This window comes from Pseudomonas sp. P8_229 (genome assembly GCF_034008635.1).
In the GTDB taxonomy this organism is placed as follows: Bacteria; Pseudomonadota; Gammaproteobacteria; order Pseudomonadales; family Pseudomonadaceae; genus Aquipseudomonas.
Genome location: NZ_CP125378.1, coordinates 1,705,836 through 1,721,893, shown reverse-complemented (window position 1 = coordinate 1,721,893; position 16,058 = coordinate 1,705,836). Strand labels below are relative to the sequence as shown.

General features: G+C 60.5%; 13 protein-coding genes. 9 read left to right on the top strand and 4 right to left on the bottom strand.

The features are described from left to right. The first annotated feature begins 16 nt into the window (after nucleotides 1-16). From QMK55_RS07660 to QMK55_RS07640, 5 genes are all read left to right on the top strand, one after another. Entirely contained in the window at nucleotides 17-658 is a 642-nt protein-coding gene (locus QMK55_RS07660; RefSeq protein ID WP_102357333.1) for a tetratricopeptide repeat protein, read from the top strand. After that, a complete protein-coding gene (gene bamB / locus QMK55_RS07655; RefSeq protein ID WP_102357334.1) occupies nucleotides 651-1,802 on the top strand; it encodes an outer membrane protein assembly factor BamB in 1,152 nt (383 codons plus the stop codon). Before QMK55_RS07660 ends, bamB begins: the two co-directional genes overlap by 8 nt. A gap of 213 nt (nucleotides 1,803-2,015) precedes the next feature. Next, the gene (der, locus tag QMK55_RS07650) at nucleotides 2,016-3,485 is read left to right on the top strand and encodes a ribosome biogenesis GTPase Der (RefSeq protein ID WP_102357336.1); all 1,470 of its coding nucleotides are present in this window, start codon (nucleotides 2,016-2,018) and stop codon (nucleotides 3,483-3,485) included. Between the two features lie 236 nt (nucleotides 3,486-3,721). Next, nucleotides 3,722-4,870, top strand: a complete 1,149-nt coding sequence (locus tag QMK55_RS07645) for a pyridoxal phosphate-dependent aminotransferase (protein ID WP_320328981.1) — start codon at nucleotides 3,722-3,724, stop codon at nucleotides 4,868-4,870. Continuing rightward, a complete protein-coding gene (locus QMK55_RS07640) occupies nucleotides 4,858-5,649 on the top strand; it encodes an amidohydrolase (RefSeq protein WP_320328980.1) in 792 nt (263 codons plus the stop codon). Before QMK55_RS07645 ends, QMK55_RS07640 begins: the two co-directional genes overlap by 13 nt. A 164-nt stretch (nucleotides 5,650-5,813) precedes the next feature. Here the strand turns inward: QMK55_RS07640 and leuA are convergent, their stop codons facing one another. From leuA to QMK55_RS07620, 4 genes are all read right to left on the bottom strand, one after another. Next, nucleotides 5,814-7,493, bottom strand: coding sequence for a 2-isopropylmalate synthase (gene leuA / locus QMK55_RS07635; RefSeq protein ID WP_320328979.1), 1,680 nt, complete (start codon nucleotides 7,491-7,493; stop codon nucleotides 5,814-5,816). 464 nt (nucleotides 7,494-7,957) lie between these two features. After that, a complete protein-coding gene (locus QMK55_RS07630; protein ID WP_102357340.1) occupies nucleotides 7,958-8,782 on the bottom strand; it encodes a peptidoglycan DD-metalloendopeptidase family protein in 825 nt (274 codons plus the stop codon). A gap of 3 nt (nucleotides 8,783-8,785) precedes the next feature. After that, nucleotides 8,786-10,165 carry an exodeoxyribonuclease VII large subunit gene (xseA, locus tag QMK55_RS07625; protein ID WP_102357341.1) on the bottom strand — a complete coding sequence of 460 codons (1,380 nt, stop codon included), beginning with the start codon at nucleotides 10,163-10,165 and terminating at the stop codon, nucleotides 8,786-8,788. Between the two features lie 99 nt (nucleotides 10,166-10,264). After that, nucleotides 10,265-11,194, bottom strand: a complete 930-nt coding sequence (locus QMK55_RS07620; protein ID WP_102357342.1) for a LysR family transcriptional regulator — start codon at nucleotides 11,192-11,194, stop codon at nucleotides 10,265-10,267. A gap of 100 nt (nucleotides 11,195-11,294) precedes the next feature. On the opposite strand from QMK55_RS07620, the gene QMK55_RS07615 reads away from it, so the two are divergent. The 4 genes from QMK55_RS07615 to guaA all read left to right on the top strand — a co-directional run bounded on the left by QMK55_RS07615 (nucleotide 11,295) and on the right by guaA (nucleotide 16,026). After that, nucleotides 11,295-12,062 (top strand): sulfite exporter TauE/SafE family protein, encoded by a 768-nt coding sequence (locus QMK55_RS07615; protein WP_102357343.1) that lies wholly within the window; start codon nucleotides 11,295-11,297, stop codon nucleotides 12,060-12,062. A gap of 151 nt (nucleotides 12,063-12,213) precedes the next feature. After that, on the top strand, nucleotides 12,214-12,762 hold the full coding sequence (locus QMK55_RS07610) for a hypothetical protein (RefSeq protein WP_025109205.1): 549 nt from the start codon (nucleotides 12,214-12,216) through the stop codon (nucleotides 12,760-12,762). A gap of 116 nt (nucleotides 12,763-12,878) precedes the next feature. Next, entirely contained in the window at nucleotides 12,879-14,348 is a 1,470-nt protein-coding gene (gene guaB, locus QMK55_RS07605; protein WP_025109204.1) for an IMP dehydrogenase, read from the top strand. Between the two features lie 100 nt (nucleotides 14,349-14,448). Beyond that, nucleotides 14,449-16,026 (top strand): glutamine-hydrolyzing GMP synthase, encoded by a 1,578-nt coding sequence (gene guaA, locus QMK55_RS07600; protein WP_102357344.1) that lies wholly within the window; start codon nucleotides 14,449-14,451, stop codon nucleotides 16,024-16,026. Nucleotides 16,027-16,058 lie beyond the last annotated feature (32 nt).

Genomic DNA, 16,058 nt, shown 5'->3' with positions numbered 1-16,058 from the left:
ATTAAGGAGTATTGGGGTGTCGAGTACCGAAGACGAACAGTTGGCGGATTTGAAGGACTGGTGGACACGCAACGGCAAACCTCTGGTCACCGGCGGCCTGTTGGCGCTGGTCATCGTGTTCGGCTGGCAGGCTTTTCACAAGTATCAGAGCAACCAGTCGCAAGGCGCCTCGGTGCTCTATCAGCAACTGCTGGAAACCACGCTGACCCCGGACGGCAAGCCTGACGCTGCGCGCGTTGCGGATCTGGCCGGCAAGCTCAACAGCGAATTCGGCGGCACCGCGTACGCACAGTACGGCAGCCTGTTCGTGGCCAAAGTGGCGGTCGACAGCGGCAAGCTGGACGACGCGGCGACCGAACTCAAAGCCATTGTTGCCAAACCGGCCAACCCGGCGCTGGGCGAAATCGCCCGTCAGCGTCTGGCACAGGTGCTGGGTGCGCAGAACAAGGCCGATGAAGCCCTGAAGCTGCTCGACGGCGATGCCGACAAGGCGTTCCTGGCCACTCGTGAAGAGCTCAAGGGCGACCTGCTGGTACAGCTGGGCCGTACTGACGAAGCGAACGCGGCGTATCAAAAAGCCAAGGCGGCACTGTCGGATGAAGCGGCAGTCGGCGGCCTTCAAATCAAGCTCGACGACCTGGCCAAAGGGGATGCGTGACGTGATCCGTTGGAAGCATGCAGCATTGCTGGCTCTGGCCATTCTGGCCGCGGGTTGCAGCAGCAACAGCAAAAAAGAACTGCCACCGGCCGAGCTGACCGACTTCAAAGAAGAAGTGGTTCTGCAGAAGCAGTGGAGCCGTTCGATCGGTGACGGTCAGGGCGAAACCTATAACATGCTGGTGCCGGCGATCGACGGTGACACCATCTACGCGGCCGATGTGACCGGCGTGCTGATGGCCATGGATCGCAGCAATGGCGACGTGAAGTGGAAAAAGGATCTTGACCTGCCTGTCTCCGGCGCCGTTGGCGTGGGTTACGGTCTGGTGACGATCGGTACCCTGAAGGGTGAAATTGTTGCCTTCGACGCCATCAACGGCGAGGAGAAGTGGCGCGCCCGGGTGTCCAGCGAAGTCCTCGCGCCACCGGCCAACAACGGTGACGTGGTGGTGGTGCAGACTCAGGACGATCGTCTGATCGGTCTGGACGCGGCTACCGGCAACCGTCGCTGGACCTACGACAGCACCCCGGCGGTACTGACCTTGCGCGGTACCAGTGCTCCTGTCGTGACCAACCGCCTCGCGGTGGCTGGCCTGTCGACTGGTAAAGTAGTCGCCCTGGATATTTCCAACGGCGTGCCGGTCTGGGAACAGCGGGTCGCGATTCCAACCGGTCGTTCGGAATTGGAGCGCGTGGTCGACATCGACGGCGGTCTGCTGCTGTCCGGCGAAACCTTGTACGTCGCCAGCTATCAGGGCCGCGTCGCGGCACTCGATCTGCAAAGCGGCCGTCAACTCTGGCAGCGCGATGCGTCGAGCTATGCCGGTGTTGCCCAAGGTTTCGGCAACGTCTACGTGAGCCTGTCTTCGGGCACCGTTGAAGGCGTCGACGAGCGTTCCACCACCGCGCTGTGGAGCAACGACTCGCTGGCCCGCCGTCAGCTGTCGGCGCCGGAAGTGTTCTCCAGCTACGTAGCCGTTGGTGACCTGGAAGGTTACCTGCACCTGTTGAGTCAGGTGGACGGTCGTTTCGTGGGTCGTGAGCGTATCGACAGCGATGGCCTGCGTGCCCGTCCGCTGGTGGTGGGCAACACGATCTATGTGTATGGCAACAGCGGCAAACTGGAAGCCCTGACCATCAAGTAACAACTATGCTTGGGGTTAACACCCCCAGGCAGCCTCACTTGTGGGAGCGAGCTTGCTCGCGAAGGGCGTCAACGATGACGCGTACAGGCTGAATAAACGCGGTGCTGCTACGGTTTTTCGCGAGCAAGCCCGCTCCCACAGTGTTGCCCCGAGCACCAGCCGCTGCCTCGCAGCGGCTTTTGTATTTTCTGAAATAACGAAGTGGAGAGCCGAATGGTTCCCGTAATCGCCCTGGTGGGCCGACCGAACGTCGGCAAGTCCACCTTGTTCAACCGCCTGACCAGGACTCGCGACGCCATTGTCGGCGACTTGTCCGGTCTGACCCGTGATCGCCAGTACGGTGAGGCCAAGTGGCAAGGGCGTTCCTACATTCTGGTCGACACCGGCGGTATCTCCGGTGACGAGCATGGTATGGACGAAAAAATGGCCGAGCAGTCGCTGCTGGCCATTGAAGAAGCCGATGTCGTTCTGTTCCTGGTAGATGCCAAGGCCGGTTTTACCGCCGCCGACCAGATGATCGCCGAGCATTTGCGCAAACGTAACAAGCGTTCCTACGTGGTTGCCAACAAGGTCGACAACATCGACCCGGAAATGGCCCGCGCCGAATTCGCTCCGTTGGGTATGGGCCACGCGATTCCTATCGCCGGTGCTCACGGCCGTGGCATCACTCAGATGCTGGAAATCGCTCTGGGCGACTTCCCGAGAGATGAAGAAGAGCCGGAAGACGGCGAAGAAGAGATCGTTGCCGAAGGCGAGGAAGCCAAGCGCATTCCTGGCCCGAGCGAAAAAGACGGGATCAAGATCGCCATCATCGGCCGTCCGAACGTCGGCAAGTCGACCCTGGTCAACCGCATGCTCGGTGAAGACCGGGTTATCGTCTACGACCAGCCCGGCACTACTCGCGACAGTATCTACATCCCGTTCGAGCGTAACGACGAGAAGTACACGCTGATCGACACCGCTGGTGTGCGCAAGCGCGGCAAGATCCACGAAGAAGTCGAAAAATTCTCCGTGGTCAAAACCCTGCAGGCGATCAAAGACGCCAACGTCGTGATCTTCGTGATGGACGCCCGCGAAGGCGTGGTCGATCACGACCTCAACCTGCTGGGCTTCGCCCTAGAAGCGGGTCGTGCGCTGGTGATCGCGATCAACAAGTGGGACGGCATGACCCCGAGCGAGCGCGACTACGTGAAGGTCGAGCTGCAACGTCGTCTGTTCTTCGTCGACTTTGCCGACATCCACTTCATCTCGGCACTGCACGGTACTGGCGTGGGCAACCTCTACGCCTCGGTACAGAACTCGTTCAAGTCCGCGGTCACCCGCTGGCCGACCAGCCGTCTGACCCAGATTCTCGAAGACGCGGTCAGCGAGCACCAGCCGCCGATGGTCAACAGCCGCCGGATCAAGCTGCGTTACGCTCACCTGGGTGGTGCGAACCCGCCGATCATCGTGATTCACGGTAACCAGATCGAGAAAGTGCCGAAGTCGTATGTGCGCTATCTGGAGAACACTTACCGCCGTGTGCTGAAGCTGGTCGGTACGCCGATCCGCATCGAGTTCAAGGGCGGCGAGAACCCGTACGAAGGCAACAAGAACACGCTGACCGACCGCCAGGTCAACAAGAAGCGTCGTTTGATGTCGCACAACAAGAAAGCCAGCAAGAAGCGCCGCGACAAGAAGTAAGGTCGCTGGCCGTTGATCGTTCCCATGCTCCGCGTGGGAATGTATCCCGTGACGCTCTGCGTCACAAAAGCGGCGGACGCAGAGCGTCTAAGGCTGCATTCCCACGCAGAGCGTGGGAACGATCAACATGAGAGAAGGGTGCCATCCGGCGCCCTTTTTTTATGGGCGCCGGATGGGCTATTCTCGGGCTCTCCCGCGCCGCCGTCAGAGCCGGGTGTAGAGCAGGGAACCCCTCGATGATCACCAGTAAGCTGCCGAATGTCGGCATCACTATTTTCACGCAGATGTCTCAGCTCGCGGCGCAGACCGGAGCGATCAATCTTTCTCAGGGTTTTCCGGATTTCGATGGTCCGCAGTCGCTGCGCGATGCGGTAGGTCGGCATATTGCCAGTGGGCATAACCAGTATTCACCCATGACCGGTTTGCCGGCACTGCGTCAGCAGATCGCGGCCAAGATCGCCCGCAGCTACGGCGCACAGGTGGATGCCGATACCGAAGTGACCGTGACGCCCGGCGCGACCCAGGCGATCTTCTGCGCGATCCAGGCCGTTATCCACAAGGGTGATGAAGTCATCGTTTTCGATCCGGCTTACGACAGCTACGAGCCGGCAGTGGAACTGGCGGGCGGCCGCTGCGTCCACGTGCAGCTTGGACTGAAAGATTTCTCCATCGATTTCGACAAACTCCGTGCAGCCCTGACGCCGCGCACGCGGATGATCATCCTCAATACTCCGCACAACCCGAGCGGCGCACTGATCAGTCGTGCCGAGCTCGATCAGTTGGCAGCATTGATCCGTGATCGCGATATCTATGTGATCAGCGACGAAGTCTATGAGCACCTGGTATTCGACGGCGTGCCGCACGTCAGCATGCTGGCCCACGAAGAGTTGTATCAGCGTGCCTTCGTGGTCAGCTCGTTCGGCAAGACCTATCACGTCACTGGCTGGAAAACCGGCTATGTCGTCGCACCGCCAGCGCTGACCGCCGAGCTGCGCAAGGTGCACCAGTACGTCAGTTTCTGCGGTGTCACGCCGCTGCAGCACGCATTGGCCGATTACATGGCCGAGCATCCGGAGCACGTTGAAGAGCTGCCGGGTTTCTATCAGGCCAAGCGCGACCTGTTCTGCGACTTGTTGGCGCCGTCGCGATTCACCTTCACCCGCGTGACCGGCACCTATTTCCAACTGGTCGATTACTCGCAGATTCGTCCCGACTTGAATGACGTCGACATGGCGATGTGGATGACCCGAGAACACGGTGTGGCGAGCATCCCGGTGTCGGTGTTCTACCAGAATCCACCGCAAGGCCAGCGCCTGGTGCGGCTGTGCTTTGCCAAACGCGAGGAGACGCTGCGCGAAGCGGCGGCAAAACTATGCGTGATCTGAGTGCGTTGCCCGATCTCAATCTGGCGCTGATCCAGACCAGCCTGGCCTGGCACGACCGTCAGGCCAATCTTGAGCACTTCGATGTGCTGTTGGAGCAGGCCCGAGGGGCAGACCTGATTATTTTGCCGGAGATGTTCACCACCGGCTTCTCGATGGAGTCCGAGACCCTCGCAGAAGCCGAGCATGGCCCGACCAGCAAGTGGATGAAGGCGCAAGCGGCGAAGCTCAATGCGGTGATTACCGGCAGCGTGATCATTCAGGCGGCTGACGGCAGTCATCGCAACCGCCTGCTGTGGGCGCGGCCGGACGGTGAAGTCTGGCATTACGACAAACGCCATCTGTTCCGCATGGCCGGGGAGCACAACCATTACACCCCCGGCGAACGTCAGGTGCAGTTCGAGCTCAAGGGCTGGCGGATTCGGCCGCTGATTTGCTACGACCTGCGCTTCCCGGTGTGGAGTCGCGACGCCCAGGACACCGACCTGCTGCTGTACACCGCCAACTGGCCGGGTGCGCGGCGTCTGCACTGGAACCGCTTGCTGCCGGCGCGGGCGATTGAAAACCTGTGCTACGTGGCGGCAGTGAATCGCGTCGGCACTGACGGCAAGGGTTTTGCCTATACCGGCGACAGTCAGGTGCTGGATTTCCAGGGCGAGACGTTGCTGGCGGCGGGGGAGGCGGATGGGGTGTTCAAGGTTGTGCTGGAAGCGGCTGAGCTGGCAGCCTATCGCGAACGTTTTCCGGCGAATCTGGATGCGGATACCTTCGAGTTCACCTGAGGCAGTCGATCGTTCCCACGCTCTGCGTGGGAATGCAGCCCGTGACGCTCCGCATCACTGGACGCGGAGCGTCCCTTGAGGCATTCCCACGCGGAGCATGGGAACGATCGCAAAAAAAGGCCCCGGAGTTCAAACTCCGGGGCCTTTTGCATTTCAGCGGTCGCTTACGCCGCTTTCGCTTCCGGCTGGCTCAACGAGCGGTTCAGTGCGCTGAACAGCGCCTTGAAACTGGCGGTGGTGATATTTTCATCGATACCCACGCCGTGCACTGCACGTTCACCGTTCACTCGCAGCTCGATGTAAGCCGCTGCCTTGGCGTTGGTGCCCGCGCCGATCGCGTGTTCGTTGTAGTCCATGATTTCCACCGGGATCGGCAGGCCGGCCACCAGGGCTTCCAGCGCGCCGTTACCCTTGCCGCGCCAGTGCAGGTTGGTTTCGCCCTGACCCTTGCTCGCCACTTCCACTTCGACGGCGCTGTTGCCGTTCTCTTCCTGCAGGCGATGGCTGACCAGCGCATACGGGGTGTTGGCTTGCAGGTATTCGCTGATCAACAGCGAGTGGATCTGCTTGGCAGTCATCTCCAGACCCAGACGGTCGGTTTCACGCTGCACAACCTGGCTGAATTCGATCTGCATGCGACGCGGCAGGCTGATGCCGTATTCCTGTTCCAGCAGGTAAGCGATACCGCCCTTGCCCGACTGGCTGTTGACGCGAATCACCGCCTCGTAGCTACGGCCGATGTCGGCCGGGTCGATCGGCAAGTACGGCACTTCCCACAGAGTGTCCGGTTTCTGCTGGGCGAAGCCCTTGCGGATGGCGTCCTGGTGCGAACCGGAGAATGCGGTGTGGACCAGGTCGCCGACGTACGGGTGACGTGGGTGTACCTGGATCTGATTGCACTCTTCGACGACTTTGCGCACGCCGTCGATGTCGGAGAAGTCCAGCTCAGGGTTGACGCCTTGGGTGTACATGTTCAGCGCTACGGTGACGAGGTCGACGTTACCGGTACGCTCGCCGTTGCCGAACAGGCAGCCTTCGACGCGATCGGCGCCGGCCATCAGGCCCAGCTCGGTGGCGGCGACGCCGGTGCCACGGTCGTTGTGGGTGTGCAGGCTGATGATCACGCTGTCACGACGGTTGATGTTGCGGCCGAACCACTCGATCTGGTCGGCGTAGATGTTCGGCGTTGCGCACTCAACGGTGGCCGGCAGGTTGAGGATCATCTTGTGCTCAGGCGTCGGGTTCCAGACCTCGATCACCGCGTCACAGACTTCCTTGGCGAATTCCAGCTCGGTGGCGCTGAAGGTTTCCGGCGAGTATTCGAACGTCCACTCGGTGTCCGGCTGCATCGCCGCGTATTTGACGAACAGCTTGGCGGCGTTGACCGCGATGGCCTTGATGCCGTCCTTGTCCTGGTTGAAGACGATGCGACGGAAAGACGGCGAGGTGGCGTTGTACAAGTGAACGATGGCTTTCTTCGCCCCACGCAGGGATTCGAAGGTGCGCTCGATCAAGTCTTCACGGCCCTGGGTCAGCACCTGAATGGTGGTGTCGTCCGGGATGTGGCCTTCTTCGATGAGGGTACGCACGAAGTCGAAGTCGGTTTGCGAAGCGGCCGGGAACGAGGCTTCGATTTCCTTCACACCCACCTGAACCAGGGTTTTCCAGAAGCGCAGCTTCTTCACCGCGTCCATCGGCTCGATCAACGACTGGTTGCCGTCACGCAGGTCGGAGCTGCACCAGATCGGCGCGGCGTCGATGGTTTTCGACGGCCAGGTGCGATCTGGCAGATTGATGACGGGAAACGCGCGGTATTTCGAAGACGGGTCTTTGAGCATGCTCATCGGGAAATTCCTTATTGTCTGGGCCGAAAAGAGGCGGCCTGCCGGTGTTACGAATGTTCGGGGAACAGCTTGGGACGAGGCGCAGCGATTCAGCCCGGCAGTCGTGCGCTGACGAGGCACAGGCTGCGGTGCTGGCGAAGCTGAATAAGGGTGTGAGAGGTTTTCATGCCTTCAACCCTAACCGCGAGGTGAGAGGATGGCAAGCAGTCGAAAAAAATTGAGAGGAATACTCGAAAAGCGGGGTTCTGCGCGATTTTATTGTGCTTTAGGCGGGCGATCTTTGTGATGTTTGCGCGGGGTTTGATTGGGGCGCAATTGAAGCTGCTGGGGTGTCAGCAGTATTTGCGGTGTGGGATGGGCCGCCTTCGCGAGCAAGCCCGCTCCCACAGTTGATGGTGTTCGCAACACAATTTCAATGTGGGAGGGGGCTTGCTCCCGAAGAGGCCAGTGGCCTCAACACCTATTCAAGGTTGGAACGCGCCAATGAAAATCGCCGGATCCACCCGCGCATCATTCAGGCTGACATTCCAGTGCATGTGCGGGCCGGTCGCACGGCCGGTCATGCCAACCTTGCCGACCACCGCGCCACGGGCCAGTTGATCACCGACCTTCACATCAATCTTCGACATATGGCAGAACATGCTGATAAAGCCCTGCCCATGGTCGACAAACACCGTGTTGCCATTGAAAAAGTAATTGCCGGTGAGGATCACCTTGCCCGCCGCCGGGGTCTTGATCGGCGTACCCGCCGGCACGGCGAAGTCGAGGCCAGCGTGAGGATTGCGCTCTTCACCGTTGAAGAAGCGGCGTACACCGAACTTGCTCGACAGCGGCCCGTTGACCGGTTTGTCCAGCAACAGGTTGCTCGGGGTGTTCGGACTGAAGCTGCGGTAAGCCTTGATCTGCTCGGCCAGTTCGCCCTCGATGCGCTTGAGGTTGGCCGGGTTCGGGTTGACCTGCTGGGTGTTCTTCAGGGTGATGTGCTGTTCCGGGTATTTCTTGTTGCCCACCGTGAACGGCAGATTACGCCCGCCGCTGCTGATTTGCTGACTGCCGGGTTTGACTGTCAGCGGCACGCCGACAATCGCCAGCCAGTTGTTCTGTTCCTTGACCACCAGCACCGGTTTGCCTTGATAGGTGGCTTTTGGCGCCTGCGCGGCAGCGCCCAGATCAACCACCGCCACGCCGCCCGGCACCGGTTTGTTCAGCAGACGGGTGATGTAGCTGTCGGCGTGGGCATTGAAGGTGGTCAAACACAGCAACAGTAACGGAGCGAAAAAACGCGGCATGGATCAGTCCAGTAGAGAAAGGGTGACGGGCGTCAGGTGATTGTCCTCGACGCGCACTTGCAGTTCGCCTTCGCCAAGTCTGGCTTTCAGGCGCTGGCCGGTGTGAGTCTGCGCAGCGTTACGGATCGCCTGGCCGCGCTCATCCAGCAGAATGCTGTAGCCACGACCAAGGGTCGCCAGCGGGCTGACCACGTGCAGCGTCTGCATCTGGCTGTGCAGTTGCAGGCGACGACTTTTCAGGCCTTCACGCATGGCCCGGGGCAGGCGTTCGGCAAGGCTGTCGAGGCGTTGGCGCAACATTGCCAGTTGGCGTCCCGGGTGCTGGCTGGCGAGGCGGGTTTCCAGACGGATCAGGCGTTCGCGACGGGTATTGAGTTGACGCTCGAACGCCCGGCGCATGCGCATGTCCAGGTCATCCAGACGCTGAGCCTGCTGACGTAGACGCTCGCCGGGGTGACGCAAACGGCGGGAGATGCCTTCCAGGCGCAGACGATCGCGCATCAGACGGTCGCGCATGCGCATCACCAGTCGACGATGCAGGCTTTCGACCCGGCGCACCAGGTCACTGGAGTCCGGGGCCAGCAATTCGGCGGCAGCGGAGGGCGTTGGTGCGCGGACGTCGGCGACGAAATCGCTGATCGACACATCGGTTTCATGCCCGACGGCGCTGACGATCGGCGTGACGCAAGCATCTACCGCACGGGCCACGGCCTCTTCGTTGAAGCACCAGAGATCTTCCAGCGAGCCGCCGCCACGAGCGAGGATCAACGCGTCGAAACCACGGGCATCGGCCAGTTTTAGCGCACGAACAATTTGCGCGGTGGCTTCGCGGCCCTGCACGGCAGTAGGAATCAACGTCAGTTGCACCTGCGGCGCACGACGGCGGAACACGCTGATGATGTCGCGAATCACCGCGCCGGTCGGCGAACTGATGATGCCGATGCGCTGCGGATGCGCCGGCAGCGGCACTTTGCGTTCGGCGCTGAACAGGCCTTCGGCGCTGAGCTTTTCCTTAAGCGCATCGAAGGCCAGGCGCAGCGCGCCGTCACCGGCAGGCTCCACGGTGTCGAGAATCAACTGATAGTCGCCACGCCCTTCGAACAGCGAGACCTTGCCGCGTACTTTTACCGCCAGGCCATCCTTCAACGCCTGACGCACTCGCGCCGCATTGTTGCGGAACAACGCGCAACGCACCTGCGCACCGCTGTCCTTGAGGGTGAAATACACGTGGCCGGACGCCGGGCGAGCGAGGTTGGAGATTTCGCCTTCGACCCAGATGTTGCTGAACACGTCTTCGAGCAACACCCGCGCGCGGCCGTTGAGCTGGCTGACGGTCAGGACTTCACGGTCAAGGCCGAGCCTTGAAAAGGGATCTTTAATCATGGGGCGCAGTTTAAGGGCATTCGCCTGCCAATCACCATGACCCAACACAAAACCCCTTGTGGGAGCGGGCTTGCTCGCGAAGGCGGAGTGTCAGGCAATTCAAGTTTCGACTGACATACCTCCTTCGCGAGCAAGCCCGCTCCCACAGGGTTTTGTGAACATATTGATGAAGTGGTGGACCAGTGGCGTGGGGTTTTGCCGGTAGGCGAGGGCGACCGTGCTTTGGCAATCGGGATCGCTCAGCGCCAGAAATCGTACGCCGCCGGGCGCAATGTCCTGCATCGATTCGGGCAGCAGGGCGATGCCGAATCCAGCCTGGATCAGTTGCAGTTGGGTGGTCTTTCGCGACATCACCCGCGCCGCTTTGGGGAAGAAACCCTGGCGCATGCACAGGTCGGCACACAGATAGCTGAGTCCGCCGCGCTGTGGATGCGGAATCGAAATGAACGGCTCGTCTCTCAGTTGCGCCAGTTCGACCGAGGCTGAATCGGCCAGGCGATGACCGGCCGGCACCGCCAACAACAGGCGCTCGGTGAATAAAGGCTCCACCTGAATGCCTTCACGCTGACGCAATACCGGCAGACGCAACAGACCAATGTCGAGACGACCTTGCGCCAGTTCCTCAAGCTGCGCCTCGGAGGACAGCTTGCCGATGTCCAGCGACACGCCATTCTGCTGATCAAGATATGTGCTGATCCGGCGTAATAAATGTCCGCTGATCGACACGGTGCTGGAATGGCTCAGGCGCAACGTGCCAAGTTGGCCGTTGCCGACTTCGGTCGCCATTGCGCTGGCTTTGCTCAGTTCATTGAGCAGGTTTCTGGCTCGCGGTAAAAACGCCTCGCCTGCGGCCGTGAGCCGAGGCTGGCGCGCGGTGCGTTCGAACAGTGGCGTTTGCAGGCGGGTTTCCATGTCCTTGATCTGCCGGCTCAGGGCCGATTGCGCGATGAACAGGCGTTCAGCGGCAGCACTGAAGCTGCCGCACTCGGCAATTTCCACGAAGTAGCGCAGTTGACGGGTCGAGAGCACCTGATATGCCTTTTCGAGATGAGTAAGTGGCTTTGAGCATATTAGTCGCAACGCTCGGCGCTGGCTAAAGTCATCTCAGGCTTATAAAGGAAGTGAATCGATGAATGTGCTGGGATTGTTGAACGAGTGGTCGTGGGGCGCGGGCGGCTGGGCGGTGATCGGCTTGGGCATCGCGCTGGCCTATGTCGTTTTCGGGATTGCCGGATTCGGTACGGCGCTGGTCGCGGGGCCGATTCTGATTCTGTTCATGCCGTTGTCGAAGATTGTGCCGTTGTTGGTGCTGCTGGATTTCGTCGCGGCGTTCGGCAATCTGCTGCCCTCGCGGCGGGACGTGGCCAAACCCGAGCTGTTGCGGCTGCTGCCCTGCATGGCGGTGGGGTGCACATTGGGGGTGATTTTCCTGCTTAACCTCCAATCCGATCTGTTGTTGCTGTTGATGGGGTTGTTCATCAGCGCTTATGCGGTTTATAGCCTGTGGGTGAAAACCCGGCCGACGCAGTTGTCCGCCGGGTGGGCGCTGCCGATGGGCACGGTGGGCGGGCTGTTCGGTGCGCTGTTTGGCAGTGGCGGCTTCTTGTATGCGATCTATCTCAACAGCCGCTTGCCGAAGGACGCGGCCCGGGCCACACAAAGTGCGTTGATCAGTTGCAGCACGGTGGTGCGTTTGAGCCTGTTCGCTATCGCCGGGGTGTATGCCGAGCTACCCTTGTTGATGCTGGCGCTGTGTCTGTTGCCGGCCATGGCGCTGGGGTTGTGGATCGGGCGGCGGCTGACCATGAAGTTGTCGCGCGAGGCGTTTGTGCGACTGGTGACGTGGCTGGTGCTGGCCAGCGGGATTGCGCTGATCGGGCGCTATCTCAGCACTTGACCGGATTTCGTCAGGGATTAAGCTGCCGGCCTTCAGGGCCTCTTCGCGAGCAAGTCGAATCGTCGCACCGTCGCTCCCACATTGGAATACAGTTCCCTGTGGGAGTGAGCTTGCTCGCGAAGGCGTCAGAAGCCATACCGCAGGACTTTCCATGAATTCGCAAAGCATCATCGTCCCGAAAATCTCCACCCTGCCGGTCCACGAACCCCGGGCCCGGGCGATCGTGCGCTGGCTGGTGCGCAAGAACATCATCGAAGAAGAGTTGACCACCTGCGGCCGCACCGGCAACCGCATGGGGCATGCGATTGCCGATGGCGCGCGCGCGGTGGTGCTGCACCCCGAGGCGTTGCCGTTCGGTGAACCGATCAACGGCCTGGAGATCATCGTCAAGCGCTGCATCTATACCCCGGCCAAGGGGTTTCTCGAAGAAGCCGGTTGCGCCGAGTGCCGCCGCGAAGTCGGTGAAGCGTTGTTCGAGAGCCTGGAAGACTGGATGCCCGGGCGCACCGACAACTTCACCTGCCCTGAATGCGGGCATGAAGACGACATCAACGGCTTTCTGTACTTGCAGGAATGTGCGTTTTCCAACCTGGGTTTTATCTTCAACAACTGGCTGGAGGCCGGGTTCAAGCAGAGCTTTATCGATGAGTTTGCTGATTGGCTCGATCAACCTGTCTCGTGGGTCAAGGTGGAGCTGTAGAGGCGGGGATTCCCGTACATCAGTAACATTGATATTAAGCTGAGTTTTACGTTGAACAGCAGGGGGTGTCTGACTATAATGGCGCGCTTCCATTTTCCCGCTCGGGAGCCCCCGCGATGCTGCGTATCAGCCAAGAAGCTCTGACATTCGACGACATTCTCCTAGTGCCTGGTTATTCCGAGGTGCTTCCTAACGAAGTCAGTCTCAAGACCCGCCTTACCCGTGGCATCGAGCTGAATATTCCACTGGTTTCCGCTGCCATGGACACCGTCACTGAAGCCCGTCTGGCAATTGCCATGGCTCAGGAAGGTGGTATCGGTATCATCCACAAGAACATGACCATCGAGCAGCAAGCTGCCGAAGTCCGCAAGGTCAAGAAATTCGAAGCCGGCGTCGTCAAGGATCCGATCACCATCGAGGCTGACGCCACGGTTCGTGATCTGTTCGACCTGACCCGCATGCACAACATTTCCGGCGTTCCGGTGCTGCACGATGGCGACCTGGTCGGCATCGTCACTTCCCGTGACGTGCGCTTCGAAACCCGCCTGGATGCCACCGTACGTGAAGTGATGACGCCTAAAGAGCGTCTGGTCACCGTACGTGAAGGCGCCAACAAGAACGAAGTCCGCGAACTGCTGCACAAGCACCGCCTGGAAAAAGTTCTGATCGTCGACGACAAGTTTGCCCTCAAAGGCATGATGACCGTCAAAGACATCGAAAAAGCCAAAGCCTACCCGCTGGCCAGCAAGGACGATCAAGGTCGTCTGCGTGTTGGTGCAGCAGTCGGTACCGGTAAAGACACCGGTGACCGCGTTGCCGCTCTGGTCAATGCCGGTGTGGACGTGGTGGTGGTCGACACCGCGCACGGTCACTCCAAAGGCGTGATCGACCGCGTTCGCTGGGTCAAAGAGAATTTTCCTGAAGTGCAGGTGATCGGCGGCAACATCGCCACCGGCGCAGCTGCCAAGGCCCTGGCCGAAGCCGGCGCCGACGCGGTCAAGGTCGGTATCGGCCCTGGCTCGATCTGCACCACCCGTATCGTCGCCGGTGTCGGCGTGCCGCAAATCAGTGCCATCGCCAACGTTGCTGCTGCCCTCGAAGGCACCGGCGTTCCGTTGATCGCCGACGGCGGTATCCGTTTCTCCGGTGACCTGTCCAAGGCCATCGTGGCCGGTGCGTCCTGCGTGATGATGGGCTCGATGTTCGCCGGTACTGAAGAAGCGCCGGGTGAAATCGAACTGTTCCAGGGCCGTTCGTACAAGGCTTATCGCGGCATGGGCTCGCTGGGCGCCATGTCCCAGGCTCAAGGGTCTTCCGATCGTTACTTCCAGGATTCCTCGGCAGGCGCCGAGAAGCTTGTACCTGAAGGGATCGAAGGCCGTGTGCCGTACAAAGGCACCCTGAGCGCGATCATTCACCAGTTGATGGGCGGTCTGCGTTCCTCGATGGGCTACACCGGTAGCGCCAACATCGAAGAAATGCGCACCAAGCCTGAGTTCGTGCGGATCACCGGTGCCGGTATGGCCGAATCCCACGTACACGACGTGCAGATCACCAAAGAAGCGCCAAACTACCGCGTAGGTTAAGCCTTCAAGCAAATCATCAAGCAACCGGGGCTGTTTTATTCAGCCCCGAGTTGTTTCTGAATCACGACTGTTTCTGAATTACTTAAGACGAGACTGAATCATGGCCCTCGACATTCACGCTCACCGCATCCTGATCCTCGACTTCGGTTCGCAATACACCCAACTGATCGCTCGCCGCGTGCGCGAAATCGGTGTGTACTGCGAACTGCACCCGTTCGACATGGACGAAGATGCGATCCGCGAATTCGCACCTAAAGGCGTCATCCTCGCCGGCGGCCCCGAGTCCGTGCACGAAGCCAACAGCCCGCGTTGCCCGCAAGCCGTCTTCGATCTTGGCGTGCCGGTTTTCGGTATCTGCTACGGCATGCAGACCATGGCCGAGCAACTGGGTGGCAAGGTTGAAGGTTCCGAGCTGCGTGAGTTCGGTTACGCCCGCGTTGACGTGGTCGGCAAGAGCCGCCTGCTCGACGGCATCGAAGACCACATCGACGCTGACGGCCTGTTCGGTCTCGACGTATGGATGAGCCACGGTGACAAGGTCACCAAGATGCCGGAAGACTTCCACATCCTGGCCAGCACCCCGAGCTGCCCGATCGCCGGCATGTTCAACGACGATCGCGCTTACTACGGCGTGCAGTTCCACCCGGAAGTGACCCACACCAAGCAGGGTGGTCGCATCCTGTCGCGCTTCGTGCTCGATATCTGTGGCTGTGAAGCCCTGTGGACGCCGTCGAAGATCGCCGAAGACGCCATCGCCAACATCCGCGCACAAGTCGGCACCGACAACGTGCTGCTGGGCCTGTCCGGCGGCGTTGACTCATCGGTGGTTGCGGCGCTGCTGCACAAGGCCATCGGCGATCAACTGACCTGCGTGTTCGTCGACAACGGCCTGCTGCGCCTGCACGAAGGTGAGCAAGTGATGGCCATGTTCGCCGAGAACATGGGCGTCAAGGTGATCCGCGCCAACGCTGAAGATCAGTTCCTGGACAACCTGGCCGGCGAAGCCGACCCGGAGAAGAAGCGCAAGATCATCGGTCGCACCTTCATCGACGTATTCGATGCCCAGTCGAACAAACTGGAAAACATCAAGTACCTCGCTCAGGGCACCATTTACCCGGACGTGATCGAGTCGGCTGGCGCGAAAAGCGGCAAGGCCCACGTGATCAAGTCGCACCACAACGTGGGCGGTTTGCCGGAAGAGATGAACCTGAAACTGGTCGAGCCACTGCGCGAACTGTTCAAGGATGAAGTCCGTCGTCTGGGCCTGGAACTGGGCCTGCCGTACGACATGGTCTACCGTCACCCGTTCCCGGGCCCGGGCCTGGGCGTGCGCATCCTCGGTGAAGTGAAAAAGGAATACGCCGACCTGCTGCGTCGCGCTGACCACATCTTCATCGAAGAACTGCGTAAAGCCGACTGGTACCACAAAGTCAGCCAGGCTTTCGTGGTATTCCAGCCAGTGAAATCGGTTGGCGTGGTCGGCGATGGCCGTCGTTACGCCTGGGTCGTTGCCCTGCGTGCCGTGGAAACCATCGACTTCATGACCGCACGTTGGGCGCACCTGCCTTACGAACTGCTGGAAACCGTTTCCGGCCGTATCATCAATGAAATCGAAGGTATCTCGCGCGTCACTTACGACGTGTCGAGCAAGCCGCCGGCGACGATTGAGTGGGAGTGATCCTGCGCAAGCCGTAAAGGCTTGATCGCTGC